Origin of the sequence: Streptomyces sp. ADMS (genome assembly GCF_033441795.1) — a bacterium.
Lineage (GTDB): Bacteria > Actinomycetota > Actinomycetes > Streptomycetales > Streptomycetaceae > Streptomyces.
Genome location: NZ_JAVFVX010000036.1, coordinates 32,905 through 49,055 on the forward strand (window position 1 = coordinate 32,905; position 16,151 = coordinate 49,055).

Below are 16,151 nucleotides of genomic sequence, written 5' to 3' on the forward strand. Positions count from 1 at the left end.
GTCCGTCGTGGCTGGTCGCGCAGTTCCCCGCGCCCTTTCGGGGCGGCGCTGCCGAACCGCTGCGGACTTGGGCGGCCCGCGGTGACAGCGAGGTCGGATGGCCACCGCGGCCCGCCAAACCGTACGACTAGGCGCGTACGGGAGTCTCTTCCCGGTCTCGGGCGTCAGCCCTTCGTACCGCCCGCCGTGAGGCCGGTCACCAAATTCTTCTGGACCAGGTAGAAGAAGGCGGAGACGGGTATCGCGACCAGTACCGCGGTGGCGGCCATCAGGTTGCGCTGGGCGTCGTGTTCGCTGACGAAGCTCTGCAGGCCGACCGCGAAGGTGTACTTCGTGTCCGACAGCATGAACGTCGAGGCGAACGCGACCTCGCCGAACGCGGTGATGAAGCTGTAGAACGCGGCCACCGCCAGGCCCGGCTTGGCGAGCGGCAGGATGAGTCGCGCGAAGGTGCCGAAGGGGGTCAGCCCGTCGACGCGTCCCGCCTCGTCGATCTCGAAGGGGATCGTGTCGAAGTATCCCTTGAGCAGCCAGGCACAGTACGGCACGGCCGTCGAGCAGTAGACGAGGATCAGACCGAGGTAGTTGTCGATGAGCTGGAGGTCCGAGAGGATCTGGTACATCGGCACGATGAGTACGGCGATCGGGAACATCTGGGTGACCAGCAGCACCCACATGAACTTGCGGTAGCCGGGGAAGCGCATCCGGGAGACCGCGTACCCGGTGGTCGCCGCGACCATCACCCCGATGACCGTCGTACCGAGCGAGACGATCAGCGAACTCTTCATCCAGTCGAAGAAGTTGGTGTGCTGGAGGACGAACGAGTAGTTGTCGAGCGTCATCTTGTCCCAGATGCCCCCGGGGTGGAGGTAGTCGTCCTTGTCCGGGCCGAGGGACAGGAAGAGCAGCCAGGCGATCGGGAAGAGCGCGATCAGGCTCGCGACGGTCAGGATGCCGTGGGAGGCGAGGGTGGTGGCGAGGCCCCGGCGCCCGCGGGGCTGCGGGGCTGCGGTGGTGTCGGCCGGGTCCGACTGCTCGGACTTCTGCACGGTCATGGCACTCATGGGTACGGGAGCTCCTGCCTCAGATCGCGAGCTGCTGCTCATCGCGGTTCAGCCAGCGGCGGTAGAAGGAGGTGAAGACGACGAGGATGGCCAGCAGCAGCATGCCGTAGGCCGCCGACTGCGCGAAGTCGCGCGGCTGTTGGCCGAAGCCGAGGTAGTAGGCCCAGGTGACGAGGATCTGCGCGTCCGGGGCGGTGTTGCCGAACAGCAGGAAGATCACGGCGAACTGGTTGAACGTCCAGATGATGCCGAGGAGTACGACAGTCGAGCTGACGGAGCGCAGGCCCGGCAGGGTGACGTACCGGAACCGCTGCCAGGCGTTCGCGCCGTCCATGTCCGCGGCCTCGTACAGCGTGGAGTCGATGGACTGGAGACCGCCGAGCAGCGAGACCATCATGAACGGCACCCCGCACCACGTGTTGACCATGATCGCGGCGAGCCGCTGCCAGAAGGTGTCCTCCAGCCACAGCGGTGACGGCAGGTGCACGGCGTCGAGCATCGAGTTGATGATGCCGGCGTCGGCGAGCATGAACCGCCAGCCGAACACGGTGACGAAGGTGGGCACGGCCCACGGCAGGACCAGGATCAGCCGGTAGAAGGTGCGCCCGCGCAGTTTCTGGTTGAGGAGCAGGGCGAGGCCGAGGCCGATGCAGTAGTGCAGGGCCACACAGAGCGCGGTCCAGACGATCGTCCAGATGAAGTGCGACCAGAAGCGGTCGTACGCGGTGTCGCCCCACAGGATGTCGGCGTAGTTGTCGAAGCCGATGAACTTGTAGGTGGCGTCGATGTGGTTGACGCCGATCGTACGGGCCGAGTTGAGGCTGTTGGCGTCCGTGAGCGTCAGATAGAAGCCGCGCACGAGCGGGTAGAGCACGAGGCCGCCGAGCACGACGACCACGGGGGCGATCATCGCGTACGCGTACCAGTACTTCTGGTAGGCGTGCTTGAGACGATCGAGCCGTCCGGGGCGCTGCCCGGGCTCACCGCGGCGCTTGCCGGTCGCGCGGTCGATGGCGACTGTCATGGTTCGACACCTTCTGGAAGATCTTGGAAGATCAGGGGGTACGGCTGACAGGCCGATGGCCGCCGGAACTGTCCCCCGGGTCCGACCGGGCAGTTCCGACGGCCACTCGGGGTCACTTGCTGAAGTCCGGGACCAGCTTGGCGATCGCGGTCTCCGCGTTGGCCAGGCCCTTGTCGAGGGACTCCTTGCCGCCCGCGATCTGCGGCAGCTCGGTGTCGAGCGGGCCCCACAGAGAGCTGTACTCGGGCAGCGCCGGGCGGGGCTGGGCGGCGGCCAGGACGCCCTGGTAGCCGGCGAGGCCCGGGTCGGCCTTGACCTCGGCCGTGTAGGCGTCGTCGCGGGTGGGCAGCGTGGAGTTCTTCAGGGCGACGGTCTCCTGGGACTTCGCCGAGGTCATGAAGTTGACGAACTTCAGCGCGGCCTTCTGGTGCGCGGCGTCCGAACCCGCGTACACGGACAGGTTGTGGCCGCCGGTCGGGGCGCCCGCCTTGCCGCTGGAGCCGGCCGGGACGGTGGCGATGCCGAGGTTGGCCTTGTCCTTGAACGCGGCGCCCTTGTAGAAGTTGGTGATCTCCCACGGGCCCTGGACGATCGCGGCGACCTTGCCGGTGACGAACGCGTCCTGGATGTGGGCGTAGGCGTCGGCGGTGGTGTCCGCCTTGTGCAGGCCCTTGCCGTCGAAGAGGCCGAGCCAGGTGCCGTAACCCTTCTTGGCGGCGGCCGAGTTGACGGTGATCTTCTTGGCGGCGGCGTCGACGGTGTCGGTGCCCTCGCCGTAGAGGAAGCTCTGCGCGTAGTAGGCCTGGGTGGAGCCCCAGTAGCCGTCGACGCCCGTCCTGGTCTTGATGGTGGCGGCGGCCGTCTTCAGGTCGGCCCAGGTCCTGGGCGCCTCGGTGAGGCCGGCCTTCGCGAAGAGTTCCTTGTTGTAGACCAGCGCGAGGGTGTCGGTGACGATCGGGACGCCGTACGTCTTGCCTTCGTACCTGGCCTGTTCGATCAGGCTGGGCTGGAACTTGGCCTCGTCGGTGAGGGCCTCGGTGCCGTCGAGCGGCAGCAGGAAGCCCTTCTTGGCGAAGGCGGGCGTCCAGCCGACCTCGGAGCGCAGCACGTCCGGGGCGCCGGAGGCACCGGCGGCGGTGTCGAACTTGTTCTGCGCCTGGTCGAAGGGGACGTTGACGTACTTGACCTTGATGTCCTTGTTGACGGCCTCGAACTCCTTGACCAGGGCCTGGTAGGTCGGTGCCTCGTTGGTGGCGTTGGAGGTGTCCCACCAGGTGATGGTGACCGGACCGTCGGCCTTGTCACTGGCGCTGTCGTCTCCGCCGCAGGCCGTCGCCGCGAGGGCGATGGACGCCACCAGCGCGGTGGCCGCTATGCCACGCCGCATGAGTTCTCCTTGAGGGTGAAAGCCCGTGTACTGACGGTAACGGCCCCGTCCGCCGTTTCCGCCGACTTGCCGGCCGCGCCGTTGCCGCCGCCGGGCGACGTGAACGTAACAGCCATGCAAGCGCGACGAAAGACCTTGCAGAAAAAAAGTGCAAGAACCGACGACAGTTACCGCGCCGTGACCCCTCGGACCACCGCCAGATCCCTTACCCTGCCGCACTTTGCCGCCGCTCAGCGAGATCTGGGACACTTATGCAAGACTCTGCAAGCTCTTGCCATGTACGCCCCATCAGACACACGCCAGACACACGAGGGAGCGCGATGACGCAGCAACCCCCAGCGGCGGGCGGCCGGTCCGGCCGTCCGGCGGGCCGTTCGACAGCCCGTGCCCGGCGTCCGTTCGGTGGGCAAGGCGAGGGCCGGCCGGTACAGTCCAGCCCTGTGACCACACGGCTTGCCGACATCGCCGCCCAGGCGGGGGTGAGCGAAGCGACGGTCAGCCGGGTCCTGAACGGGAAGCCGGGCGTCGCCGCCACCACCCGCCAGTCCGTTCTCGCCGCCCTCGACGTACTGGGTTACGAGCGCCCGGTCCGGCTGCGGCAGCGCAGCGAGGGCCTCGTGGGCCTCATCACCCCGGAACTGGAGAACCCGATCTTCCCTGCCCTGGCGCAGGTCATAGGGCAGGCCCTGACCCGGCAGGGTTACACCCCGGTGCTGGCCACCCAGACGCCGGGCGGTTCGACGGAGGACGAGCTGACGGAGATGCTCGTCGACCGGGGCGTGGCCGGCATCATCTTCGTCTCCGGGCTGCACGCGGACACCTCCGCCGACATGCAGCGCTACGAGCAACTGCGCGCCCAGGGCGTGCCGTTCGTGCTGGTCGACGGCTTCTCCCCCAAGGTTCAGGCGCCGTTCATCTCCCCCGACGACCGAGCGGCGATGAACCTCGCCGTCACCCACCTCGTCTCCCTCGGCCACACCCACATCGGCCTGGCCCTGGGCCCGAAGCGTTTCGTGCCGGTGCAGCGCAAGATCGAGGGCTTCGTCCGGACGATGCGGGATCTGCTGGGCCTGACGGCACAGGACGTCGAGTCGCGGTTCGTCCAGCACTCGCTGTACACCCTGGAGGGCGGCCAGGCGGCGGCCGCGGCGCTCATCGAGCGTGACTGCACGGCGGTGGTGTGCGCGAGCGACATGATGGCGCTGGGCGCGATACGGGCGGCCCGGCAGCGCGGCCTGGAGGTCCCCCGGGACGTCTCGGTCGTGGGTTTCGACGACTCCCCCCTGATCGCCTTCACCGACCCGCCCCTCACCACGGTCCGCAAGCCGGTCCCGGCGATGGGCCAGGCCGCCGTACGCACACTCCTGGAGGAGATCGGCGGTACGCCGGCCCCGCACAGCGAGTTCGTGTTCATGCCGGAGCTGGTGGTCCGGGGTTCGACGGCCTCCGCCCCTGGGGAACGCACTCGTTCCTAGGGTGGAGAATGCCCCGTTCCAGGCCATCCCCCGGTAGGAGTTCGGGCCGCGTGTCCCTGCCGTAGAACGTGCGGGTCGGACAGGACCAGGGGATGATCTGGGTGAGGGACCGTATCTGGCAGACTCTGTGTCCATGGGCGAGACGACCGTGACGACAAGGGAAGGCCACGACCGGGCCGCACCGCACTCCGTCCCGGACGAGACGGCGGAGGGGAACGGCCGCGTGGCCGGGGGACTCCTGCGCCGGATGCGTGCTCCCCGCCGGCCACGCTTGTGGTTCGAGATCCTGCTGATCGCGGTCAGTTACTGGACGTACTCACTGATCCGCAACGCCGTGCCGGAGCAGAAGGCCGAGGCGCTGCGCAACGCGGACTGGATCTGGAAGGCCGAGCACACCCTGGGCATCGCCGTCGAGGAGTCGGTCAACCACGCGGTCAACTCGGTGACATGGCTGATCGTGGGCATGAACTACTACTACGCCACACTGCACTTCATCGTCACTCTCGGTGTCCTGGTGTGGCTGTACCGCAGTCACCCGGGCCGTTACGCGGCCACACGTCTGACCCTTTTCGCGACGACTGCGGTGGCACTGGTCGGTTACTACCTGTATCCACTGGCCCCGCCCCGCCTGATGAACGGCAACGACTTCGTCGACACGGTGATGGTCCACCACACCTGGGGCTCGATGGCCTCCGGCGACCTCAAGCACATGTCCAACCAGTACGCGGCGATGCCGTCGATGCACATCGGCTGGTCCACGTGGTGCGGTCTGACGATCTTCGCCCTGGCCTCCGTCCCCTGGGTGCGCGTGCTCGGGCTCCTCTACCCGGTGGCCACCCTGGTGGTGATCGTCGCCACGGCCAACCACTTCTGGCTGGACGCGGTGGGCGGCCTCATGTGCCTGGCCTTCGGCTTCGCGGTGGCCCGCCTCTGGTACGGCAGACTCCCTTACGCCCTCCCGAAACTGGTCCCGGCGCGGGGGCAGGGCGGCCTGCTGCTCCCGGTCAGACCATGATCCCGGCGGGACAGCCGGGCCTGCGTTCTCACACCTTGCGTTCTCACACCGACGCCCCGTAGAACAGCGTGTCCACGACACCGCGGGCCCGCCGGGTGGTCCGCCGGTACGCGTCGATCATGTCGCCGACATGCCCCGGCCCGTACCCCAGGTACCGTCCCACCGCACCCAGCTCCCGCCCGTCCGAGGGGAAGGTGTCCCCGGCCCGCCCGCGCACCAGCATCACGGCGTTGCGCACCCGGGTGGCCAGGACCCACGCCTCGTCGAGGACAGCCGCGTCCTCCCCGGCGATCAGTCCGGCGGCGCAGGCCGCGGCGAGGGCTTCGCGGGTACGGGTCGTCCGCAGCCCGGGTTCGGCCCACCCGTGCTGGAGTTGCAGCAACTGGACGGTCCACTCCACGTCCGACAGTCCGCCCCGCCCGAGCTTGGTGTGCAGGGTCGGATCGGCGCCGCGGGGCATCCGCTCCGACTCCATACGCGCCTTCAGGCGCCGGATCTCACGCACCGCGTCGTCGCCGAGCCCCTGCGCCGGGTAGCGCAGCGGGTTGATCAGCTCGATGAAGCGGCGCCCCAACTCCTCGTCCCCGGCGACGACTTCGGCCCGCAGCAGCGCCTGTGACTCCCAGCCGAGGGACCAGCGGCGGTAGTACGCCTCGTACGACGTCAGGGTCCGGACCATCGGCCCCGACTTGCCCTCGGGGCGCAGATCCGCGTCGATGAGCAGCGGCGGGTCGGCGCTGGGCGCCTGGAGCAGTCGCCGCATCTCGGACACGACGGCGTTCGCGGCCTTGGCGGCCTCGTGCTCGTCGACGCCTTCCCGGGGTTCGTGCACGAACAGGACGTCGGCGTCGGAGCCGTAGCCCAGCTCGTGCCCGCCGAAGCGGCCCATGCCGATCACCGCGAACCGGGTGGGCAGGGTGTCCCCCCACCCGTCCCGCACGACCGCGCGCAGGGTTCCGGCCAGGGTCGCGGCCGTGATGTCGGAGATCGCGCCGCCGACGCGGTTCACCAGGGCGCCCTGGTCGGCCTCGGCGGGCGACTGCTCGGTGCCGTAGGAGCCGACGATGTCGGCGGCGGCCGTACGGAACAGTTCGCGGCGCCTGACTCCGCGCGCGGCGTACACGCCCTGTTCGCCGGTGCCGGCGCGGCCGACGGCGGCCAGTATCTCCTGCTCCAGGTGGTCCCGCTCGCGCGGCTCCAGCCCACCCGCCCCGTCGCCGTCACCGAGCAGCGCGACGGCCTCCGGCGCCCGCATCAGCAGGTCGGGGGCGAGGCGCCCGGCCGACAGGACGCGGGCCAGGTTCTCGGCGGCGGCCCCTTCGTCCCTCAACAGCCGCAGATACCAGGGGGTTCGGCCCAGCGCGTCCGACACCTTGCGGAAGTTGAGCAGCCCGGCGTCCGGGTTGGCGGAGTCGGCGAACCAGCCCAACAGGACGGGCAGCAGCGTCCGTTGGATGGCCGCCTTCCGGCTCACACCGCTGGCCAGCGCCTCCAGGTGCCTGAGCGCGGCGGCCGGATCGGCGTACCCGAGCGCGACCAGCCGTTCCCGTGCCGCATCGATGCTCAGCCTGCTCTCGCCGGGGGCGAGTTGGGCGACGGCGTCGAGCAGCGGCCGGTAGAAGAGCTTCTCGTGCAGCCGTCGTACGACGGACGCGTGCCGCTTCCACTCCCGGTTCAGCTCGGCGACCGGATCGGTGCGCAGCCCCAACGAGCGCCCGATGCGCCGCAGATCGGCCTCGCTCTCGGGGACGAGGTGGGTGCGCCGGAGCCGGAACAGCTGGATGCGGTGTTCCATGGACCGCAGGAACCGATAGGCGTCGTCGAGCTGTACGGCATCCGCGCGCCCGACGTACCCGCCCGCGGCGAGCGCGTTGAGCGCGTCCAGGGTGGTTCCGCTGCGCAGCGAGGTGTCCGCCCGCCCGTGCACCAACTGGAGCAGCTGGACGGCGAATTCGACGTCCCGCAGGCCGCCCGGGCCGAGCTTCAGCTCCCGCTCCACCTCGGCGACGGGAATGTTCTCGACGACCCGGCGGCGCATCTTCTGCACGTCGACGACGAAGTTCTCGCGCTCGGCGGCGTGCCAGACGAGCGGGGCGAGCGCGGCGACGTACTCCTCCCCCAGTTCGACGTCACCGGCGACCGGGCGGGCCTTCAGCAGGGCCTGGAACTCCCAGGTCTTGGCCCAGCGCTGGTAGTAGGCGAGATGGCTGCTGAGGGTGCGTACCAGCGGCCCGTTGCGGCCTTCGGGGCGCAGGTTGGCGTCGACGGGCCAGATGCTCCCCTCGATGGTGGTCTCGGAGCAGATCCGCATCAGGTGCGAGGCGAGCCGGGTGGCGGCGCGCAGCGCCTTGCCTTCATCGGCCCCGTCGACGGCCTCGCCGACGAAGATGACATCGACATCGGACACGTAGTTGAGCTCGTGGCCACCGCACTTGCCCATGGCGATCACGGCGAGCCGGCACTGCGCGGCGTCGTCGGGCGCGGCGGTGCGGGCGATGGCCAGGGCCGCGCGCAGGGTCGCGGTGGCGAGGTCGGCCAGTTCGGCGGCGGTCTCGGCGATGTCGGTGGTACCACACACATCGCGGGCGGCGATGGACAGCAGGCAGCGCCGGTAGGCGACACGCAGTGACACGGGGTCGGTGGCCTCGGCGAGACCCCGTTCGAACTCCTCCACTCCGGGATGGAGATCCCGGGGCTCGTAGGTGACGAGGGCCTGCCAGTCGCGCGGATGCCGGATCAGGTGATCGCCGAGTGCGGCGGAGGCGCCGAGCACTCCGAGCAGCCGGTCGCGCAGCGGTTTGGCCGCTATCACCGTGTCGAGCAGCTCGTGCCGGGCGGTGCGGCCGTCCTGCGCCTCGGCGAGCCGGACGAGGCCGAGCAGTGCGAGATCCGGGTCGGCGGTCGCGCCCAGCGCGTCGAGCAGCACCGGGTCGTCCCGCATGGGCGCGAGTTCCACGCTGTCGAGGAGCCGCTCGGCGGCGGAGGGATCGGTGAAGCCGTGCCGCAGCAGCCGAGTGAAGGTACTGCTCCTGCGCCCCGGCGCCATCATCCCGGGCCTCCCGTCGGACCATCGGATCAAGGTCGTACGGGCACGAGCCTAACCGGAGAGTCCGGGGTAAGCGCCGGGCGGACCGGAGTGATGTCCACCGGCCGGACCGATGATTTCCACCGCCGCCCGGGGTCAGCACCCAGACGGGAACACCTATGTCGAGGAGGCCGCCCCATGTCCGGCTCACCCACCCCGCAGACCCGGCTCGATCCCCGCTACAGCGACAGCGCCGCCACCACGACCGCCTGGGCCGACGCGGAAAGGATGCTCGCCGAGGCCGAGCTCTTCTGGATCTCGACGGTGCGGGCCGACGGCCGCCCTCACGTCACCCCGCTGCCCGCGGTCTGGTCGGACGGCGCACTGCACTTCTGCACGGGCCCCGAGGAGCGCAAGGCGAGAAACCTCGAACAGAACCCGCAGGTCGTGCTGACTACGGGCACCAGCACCTGGAACAAGGGCTACGACCTGGTGGTGGAGGGCGAGGCCGTCCGGGTCTCGGACGACGGCCGTCTGCGCGAGCTGGCCACGGCCTGGGAGACCAAGTACGGCGGCTTCTGGCACTTCGAGGTGCGGAACGGGTTCTTCCACCACGGTCCCGGACACGCCGTGGTCTTTTCGGTGGCGCCCCGCACGGTTTTCGGCTTCGGTAAGGGTGAGCCGTTCAGCCAGACTCGGTGGCGGTTCGGCTGATGCGCCCGTCAGGGACGACGTGAAGCTATCTGGAGGACCAGCGATGCAGTACACGCTCGAAGTGATCCCGCTGCCCGTGAGCGACATCGACCGGGCCCGTGACTTCTACCGCGACAAGGCCGGTTTCCACGTCGACATCGACCAGGAGGTCATGCCGGGGATGCGCATCGTCCAGCTCACGCCACCGGGCTCGGGCTGTTCGATCGCCCTCAGCGACTCCCTCTGGGAGACGATGGACGGCCCGACGCCCGCACCGGGCTCCTACCAGGGCCTCCAGCTGTGCGTCGCCGACATCAAGGCGGCCCACGCCGAGCTGGTGGAACGCGGCCTGGAGGTGTCGGAGCCGATGCAGTACACGCCGGACGACGGCGCCACGTTCATGTACTTCAAGGACCCGGACGGCAACGGCTGGGCGATCCAGGAGTACCGGCAACGGGCGGCGAAGCCGCTGCACACGCTCCTGACGGAGATGGCGGCCGACGCACGGTAGCGGCCATTTCCCCGGTGTGTTCCCGGGGCCGCCGCTGCGGCCTCGGGAATGTCCCGCCCACTCGCCTGCCCGCTCTACAGCACCGGCAGGTTCTTCCGCAGCTCGAAGGCCGTGACCTCGCTGCGGTACTCCTCCCACTCCTGGCGCTTGTTGCGCAGGAAGAAGTCGAACACGTGTTCGCCGAGCGTTTCGGCGACCAGCTCGCTGCGCTCCATCAGGGTCAGCGCCTCGCCCAGGTTCTGCGGGAGGGGCTCGATGCCCATCGCGCGGCGCTCCGCGTCCGAGAGGGCCCATACGTCGTCGTCGGCGCCCGGCGGGAGCTCGTAGCCCTCCTCGATGCCCTTGAGGCCGGCGGCCAGCAGGACGGCGTACGCCAGGTACGGGTTCGCGCCCGAGTCCAGGGAGCGGACCTCCACGCGCGCCGAGCCCGTCTTGCCGGGCTTGTACATGGGGACGCGGACCAGGGCCGAGCGGTTGTTGTGGCCCCAGCAGATGTACGAGGGGGCCTCGCCGCCGGCGCCCGCGGTGCGCTCCGAGCCGCCCCAGATGCGCTTGTAGGAGTTGACCCACTGGTTGGTGATGGCGGCGATCTCCGCCGAGTGCTTCAGCAGGCCCGCGATGAAGGAGCGGCCCACCTTCGAGAGCTGGTACTCCGAGCCGGACTCGTAGAACGCGTTCCGGTCGCCCTCGAAGAGCGAGAGGTGCGTGTGCATACCGCTGCCCGGGTGCTCGGAGAACGGCTTCGGCATGAACGTCGCCTGTACGCCCTGCTCCAGCGCCACCTGCTTCATGACCAGGCGGAACGTCATGATGTTGTCCGCCGTGGAGAGCGCGTCGGCATAGCGGAGGTCGATCTCCTGCTGGCCCGGGGCGCCCTCGTGGTGGGAGAACTCGACCGAGATGCCCATGGACTCCAGCATGGTGATCGCCTGGCGGCGGAAGTCCTGGCCGACGTGGGTCGGGGTGTGGTCGAAGTAGCCGGAGTTGTCGGCCGGGGTCGGGCGGGTGCCGTCCAGCGGCTTGTCCTTCAGAAGGAAGAACTCGATCTCCGGGTGGGTGTAGAAGGTGAAGCCCAGGTCGGAGCCGCGCGTGAGGGCCCGCTTGAGGACGTAGCGCGGGTCCGCGAAGGACGGGGAGCCGTCCGGCATGAGGATGTCGCAGAACATCCGGGCCGTGCCGGGGGCCTCCGCGCGCCACGGGAGGATCTGGAACGTCGACGGATCCGGCTTGGCGATCATGTCCGACTCGTATACACGAGCGAATCCCTCGATCGCGGAGCCGTCGAAACCGATGCCCTCGTCGAAGGCCTGTTCCAGCTCGGCCGGGGCCACGGCCACGGACTTGAGGAAGCCCAGCACGTCCGTGAACCACAGCCGGACGAACCGGATGTCACGCTCCTCCAACGTCCGGAGCACGAACTCCTGCTGCTTGTCCATCTTCCGCTTCCCCATCCTTGCTGGTCAGGCCGCCTGTCTCCCGCACCACGGAAGGCGGTCGGGCACCTGAGCATCACACCACAACAGCATTTCATGCACGTTGCGCACCTTGATCGTCCAGCCGACCTCGGACTGAACGCCTCACGTACGACAGGTGTACTGCTCTGCCCCTCATCTTGCCTGCTCGCGGCGACATCCGTAATGGGTGATCCCGGACCGGAACCGTTGCGGACGGTCGAGGATTACGATCAGTGGCCACGGATTACGATCAGAGGACCGACCGATCGTCCGACCGACCGCCCCTTTCCCCAGAAGGATCGATCCCATGGGTTCCGCCAAGAAGAGCGCCAATGACAGTGGCAGCGCGGCGCGCAAGGCGCGCATAGAGGAGATGCGGCGCGCCGAGCGCTCGCGAGAGCGCCGGAACCGGATCCTCACGATCGGTGTGAGCGTCGTCGTAGTGGCCGGCCTCGTCGTCGGCGCGGCGGTCCTCGTGCGGTCGCAGTCCGACGACAGCGACACCGCGGCGTCCGACTCCAAGGGCACGGGCAAGTTCGTCACCGACGCCGACGGTGTGAAGACCTGGGACACGAAGCTCACCCAGAACCACGTCACCAAGACCGTCGACTACCCGATGGAACCCCCGGTCGGCGGCGACCACAACGCGGTCTGGATGAACTGCAACGGCGACGTCTACACCAAGGCGATCAACAACATGAACGCCGTGCACTCGCTGGAACACGGCGCCGTGTGGGTGACGTACAACAGCAAGGCGGCGAAGACCGACATCGACGCGCTCGCGGCCAAGGTGAAGAAGACGCCGTACACGCTGATGAGCCCGGACGACAAGCAGGCGGACCCGATCATGCTCTCCGCGTGGGGCAAGCAGCGCACGGTGACCAGTGCCACCGACCCGAACGTGGACAAGTTCCTCGAGGAGTTCGTGCAGGGCGAGCAGACCCCCGAGCCGGGCGCCGCCTGCACGAACGGACTGTCCCAGTGAGGCGGGCGCCCTGGATCGCCGGTGCCGCCGCGACGGCGCTCGTCGCTGCCGGCGCGATCACGTACGCGGTCGCCGACGGCGGCGACTCCGGGATGAAGGCGCCCGCCGCCGACTCGGCGGACGCGGGGTTCGCCCGTGACATGGCGGTCCATCATCAGCAGGCCGTCGAGATGTCGTACATCGTGCGCGACCGGACGGACGACGAGGAAGTCCGGCGGCTCGCCTACGACATCGCGCAGACGCAGGCCAACCAGCGCGGCATGATGCTGGGCTGGCTCGATCTGTGGGAGCTGCCGAAGGTGTCCTCGGCCGCGCCCATGTCCTGGATGGACATGGCGGGCATGGCCGACGGCAAGGACGGCGCGCTGATGCCGGGCATGGCGACCAACACCGAGATGACGAAGCTGGGCAAGCTCAGCGGCAAGCAGGCCGAGGTCCTCTATCTCCAGTTGATGACCGAGCACCACCAGGGCGGTGTCCACATGGCCGAGGGGTGTGTGGACCGGTGCGAGGTGGGGGTGGAGAAGCGGCTCGCGCAGGGCATGGTCGACGCGCAGGAGTCGGAGATCTCCCTGATGGCGGGGATGCTGAAGGAGCGCGGCGCCAAGGCCCTTTCCTAGACCCTTTTCTGGGCCCTTTTCTGGAAGGAAGCGGGTCAGCCGGATGGTTGGGGTGTACGTGGCGTACGCCCCAGACCAGCGACGGACGACACCACCCCCTGCTCACCGGAGAGATGAGCAGGGGCATCGGACCGTCCAGGCCGGAATGGGTGTTCCTGGGCGTGAGGGAACCCGCCCCCGCATCCCCGGACCACGGACACGGTCCGTCGGGCCCGGACGCGGAACGAACACGGGCAACCAGAACGCCCAACACCGTCCGGGGCGTTCGGCTGAGCATGGGTCCTGGCAACAGGACTCACTCCCGCTCGGTCTCCAGGAACGGTTACGTGGAGTCGTACCGCCACTGAGGAAGGTACTGACGGTCACCCGGGGCGGAGGGACGTGGGGTGACCCACACCTCTCCGCCACCCCATCGCGTCGCATTGACGATTACACTTGGCGGCGTGCCTCAACTACGCCTCGCCCTGAACCAGATCGACTCGCGCGTCGGCGACATCGCCGGAAACGCGGACTCGGTCCTCCGCTGGACCCGGCACTCCGCCGAGCAGGGAGCGCACCTCGTCGCGTTCCCGGAGATGGTGCTGACCGGGTACCCCGTCGAGGACCTCGCCCTGCGCTCCTCCTTCGTGGAGGCGTCCCGCGCGGCCCTGCGCTCGCTCGCCGCGCGCCTCGCCGACGAGGGCTTCGGCGAGCTGCCGGTGGTCGTCGGCTACCTCGACCGCTCCGAGAGCGACCTGCCGAAGTTCGGCCGCCCGGCCGGCTCCCCGCGCAACGCGGGCGCCGTCCTGTACGGCGGCGAGGTGCTCCTGACGTACGCCAAGCACCACCTCCCCAACTACGGCGTCTTCGACGAGTTCCGCTACTTCGTGCCGGGCGACACCATGCCCGTACTGCGCGTGCACGGCGTCGACGTGGCGCTCGCGATCTGCGAGGACCTCTGGCAGGACGGCGGCCGGGTACCGGCGGCGCGCTCCGCGAAGGCAAACCTCCTACTCTCGATCAACGCCTCCCCGTTCGAGCGCGACAAGGACGACACGCGCCTGGAGCTGGTCCGCAAGCGTGCCCAGGAGGCGGGCTGCACGACCGCGTACCTGGCGATGGTCGGCGGCCAGGACGAGCTGGTCTTCGACGGCGACTCGATCGTCGTGGACAGGGACGGCGAGGTGATCGCGAGGGCACCGCAGTTCACGGAGGGCTGCGTGGTCCTGGACCTGGACCTTCCGGCGGCCCTGGCCGACGCTCCGGAGGGGGTGGTGGACGACGGTCTGCGTATCGATCGTGTCGTGGTGTCCGAGGAGCCGCTGCCGGCGTACGCCCCTGAGCTGACGGGCGCGTACGCGGAGCGCCTGGACGACGACGAGGAAATGTACTCGGCGCTGGTGGTGGGCCTGCGGGCGTACGTGGCGAAGAACGGCTTCAGGTCGGTCCTGATCGGCCTGTCCGGCGGTATCGACTCGGCTCTGGTGGCGGCGCTGGCGTGCGACGCGGTGGGCGCGGAGAACGTGTACGGGGTGGCGATGCCGTCCAAGTACTCGTCCGACCACTCGATCGGCGACGCGGCGGAACTTGCGAAGCGGACGGGCCTGAACCTCCGTACGGTGCCGATCGCGCCGATGTTCGACGCGTACATGGACTCGCTGGGCCTGACGGGCCTGGCGGAGGAGAACCTCCAGTCACGGCTGCGAGGCACGATGCTGATGGCGATCTCCAACCAGGAGGGCCACATCGTCCTGGCGCCGGGAAACAAGAGCGAACTGGCGGTGGGTTACTCGACGCTGTACGGCGACTCGGTGGGCGCGTACGGCCCGATCAAGGACGTGTACAAGACGTCGGTCTTCCGCCTGGCGGAGTGGCGCAACCGCGCGGCGGAGGAGCGGGGCCAGACTCCGCCGATCCCGGAGAACTCGATCACCAAGCCGCCGAGTGCGGAGTTGCGTCCGGGACAGATCGACACGGATTCGCTCCCGGACTATCCGGTGCTGGACGCGATTCTCGAGCTGTACGTGGACCGGGACTCGGGTGCCGATGCGATTGTCGCGGCCGGGTACGACGCGGAGTTGGTGACGCGGGTGCTGCGCATGGTGGACACGGCGGAGTACAAGCGGCGGCAGTATCCGCCGGGGACGAAGATCTCGGCGAAGGGGTTCGGGAAGGATCGGCGGCTGCCTATTACCAATGGGTGGCGGGAGTCGGTGTAGGGGGCGGGGGCTCGCGCGGGCTGCTTGGCGAGGCATGCGGACAGCAGTCCTCCGAGCACCGGTTCGGCTGCCGCGATCTTGCCGATCACCTCGCGGTGGGGCTCCTCGAACGCGACCACCAGCGTCGGTCGGACCACGCGGTGGGCGTCGGCTTGGCGATGACCAGAAGACACCTCCCGTGTTCGATGAACACGGGAGGTGTCTTCGGCGATGTGCCCGCTTACCTGGCCCCATCGCACAACGCCCGCAACCGAGCCATCAGGTCAGGCTCAAGCCTCACAGCGAACTCGACCAGATGCCCCAGATCGGAGAAGCCAAACATCGCTTTCATGTCACCGACTCTCCTTACCGCCCGCCCGCCCGCGAAGCGAATCCGCAAACCGTCTGTGTACAGGCGCACGCTCCCCTCGGAATCTTCCTGGTCGGATTCGTCGAACGACACGCACGGGACACCAGGATTGATCTCAATCTCGGTCGTCTCGGCAATATCGAGCAAGTCGTCGAAGCACTCTGGTCGAACTAGTTCGACCAGCACGACTTCCACCACCTCGCCGTCGTTCCGGTCTGGCTTGATCTCGACCAGGGAATCCCCGATGTCGAGCACCACAGATCGCGGTGCGTCCCGGAGGCGCGAGTAACCCGCCCATTGAACGGTCAGTGGGACGTACTCGTCCACCTCGACGTGGAACTCCCGATTCGG

General features: G+C 68.9%; 13 protein-coding genes and 1 pseudogene. 8 read left to right on the forward strand and 6 right to left on the reverse strand.

What is annotated here, in order from left to right:
* Positions 1 to 164: 164 nt before the first annotated feature.
* The 3 genes from RB628_RS17735 to RB628_RS17745 form a co-directional block, all read right to left on the reverse strand.
* The gene (locus RB628_RS17735; protein WP_318321428.1) at positions 165 to 1,064 is read right to left on the reverse strand and encodes a carbohydrate ABC transporter permease; all 900 of its coding nucleotides are present in this window, start codon (positions 1,062 to 1,064) and stop codon (positions 165 to 167) included.
* A gap of 19 nt (positions 1,065 to 1,083) precedes the next feature.
* Positions 1,084 to 2,088: a sugar ABC transporter permease gene (locus RB628_RS17740; protein WP_318321429.1), complete on the reverse strand. Its 1,005-nt coding sequence runs from the start codon at positions 2,086 to 2,088 to the stop codon at positions 1,084 to 1,086.
* Positions 2,089 to 2,200: 112 nt separating this feature from the next.
* A complete protein-coding gene (locus tag RB628_RS17745) occupies positions 2,201 to 3,475 on the reverse strand; it encodes an extracellular solute-binding protein (protein ID WP_318321430.1) in 1,275 nt (424 codons plus the stop codon).
* A gap of 440 nt (positions 3,476 to 3,915) precedes the next feature.
* On the opposite strand from RB628_RS17745, the gene RB628_RS17750 reads away from it, so the two are divergent.
* Positions 3,916 to 4,950, forward strand: coding sequence for a LacI family DNA-binding transcriptional regulator (locus RB628_RS17750; protein ID WP_318321431.1), 1,035 nt, complete (start codon positions 3,916 to 3,918; stop codon positions 4,948 to 4,950).
* A gap of 133 nt (positions 4,951 to 5,083) precedes the next feature.
* Positions 5,084 to 5,965 carry a phosphatase PAP2 family protein gene (locus RB628_RS17755; RefSeq protein ID WP_318321432.1) on the forward strand — a complete coding sequence of 294 codons (882 nt, stop codon included), beginning with the start codon at positions 5,084 to 5,086 and terminating at the stop codon, positions 5,963 to 5,965.
* A gap of 43 nt (positions 5,966 to 6,008) precedes the next feature.
* Here the strand turns inward: RB628_RS17755 and RB628_RS17760 are convergent, their stop codons facing one another.
* A complete protein-coding gene (locus tag RB628_RS17760) occupies positions 6,009 to 9,014 on the reverse strand; it encodes a bifunctional [glutamine synthetase] adenylyltransferase/[glutamine synthetase]-adenylyl-L-tyrosine phosphorylase (protein WP_318321433.1) in 3,006 nt (1,001 codons plus the stop codon).
* A gap of 174 nt (positions 9,015 to 9,188) precedes the next feature.
* Between RB628_RS17760 and RB628_RS17765 the strand changes: the two genes are divergently transcribed.
* A complete protein-coding gene (locus RB628_RS17765) occupies positions 9,189 to 9,704 on the forward strand; it encodes a pyridoxamine 5'-phosphate oxidase family protein (protein WP_318321434.1) in 516 nt (171 codons plus the stop codon).
* 43 nt (positions 9,705 to 9,747) lie between these two features.
* Positions 9,748 to 10,194: a VOC family protein gene (locus tag RB628_RS17770; RefSeq protein WP_318321435.1), complete on the forward strand. Its 447-nt coding sequence runs from the start codon at positions 9,748 to 9,750 to the stop codon at positions 10,192 to 10,194.
* A gap of 74 nt (positions 10,195 to 10,268) precedes the next feature.
* On the opposite strand, the gene RB628_RS17775 is transcribed toward RB628_RS17770, so the two are convergent.
* Complete coding sequence (locus tag RB628_RS17775; protein WP_318321436.1) at positions 10,269 to 11,630, reverse strand: glutamine synthetase family protein; 1,362 nt, start codon at positions 11,628 to 11,630, stop codon at positions 10,269 to 10,271.
* Between the two features lie 325 nt (positions 11,631 to 11,955).
* Here RB628_RS17775 and RB628_RS17780 point away from each other — a divergent pair, with 325 nt between their 5' ends.
* From RB628_RS17780 to RB628_RS17795, 4 genes and pseudogenes are all read left to right on the forward strand, one after another.
* Positions 11,956 to 12,633: a DUF3105 domain-containing protein gene (locus RB628_RS17780; protein WP_318321437.1), complete on the forward strand. Its 678-nt coding sequence runs from the start codon at positions 11,956 to 11,958 to the stop codon at positions 12,631 to 12,633.
* Entirely contained in the window at positions 12,630 to 13,253 is a 624-nt protein-coding gene (locus RB628_RS17785) for a DUF305 domain-containing protein (protein ID WP_318321438.1), read from the forward strand. The genes RB628_RS17780 and RB628_RS17785 overlap by 4 nt, the downstream gene beginning before the upstream one ends.
* Before the next feature lie 70 nt (positions 13,254 to 13,323).
* Positions 13,324 to 13,566 (forward strand): annotated as a pseudogene (locus RB628_RS17790) (IS200/IS605 family accessory protein TnpB-related protein); the annotation flags it as partial.
* Positions 13,567 to 13,696: 130 nt separating this feature from the next.
* A complete protein-coding gene (locus tag RB628_RS17795; RefSeq protein ID WP_318321439.1) occupies positions 13,697 to 15,451 on the forward strand; it encodes an NAD+ synthase in 1,755 nt (584 codons plus the stop codon).
* 220 nt (positions 15,452 to 15,671) lie between these two features.
* On the opposite strand, the gene RB628_RS17800 is transcribed toward RB628_RS17795, so the two are convergent.
* Positions 15,672 to 16,127 (reverse strand): hypothetical protein, encoded by a 456-nt coding sequence (locus tag RB628_RS17800; RefSeq protein WP_318321440.1) that lies wholly within the window; start codon positions 16,125 to 16,127, stop codon positions 15,672 to 15,674.
* Positions 16,128 to 16,151: the final 24 nt, after the last annotated feature.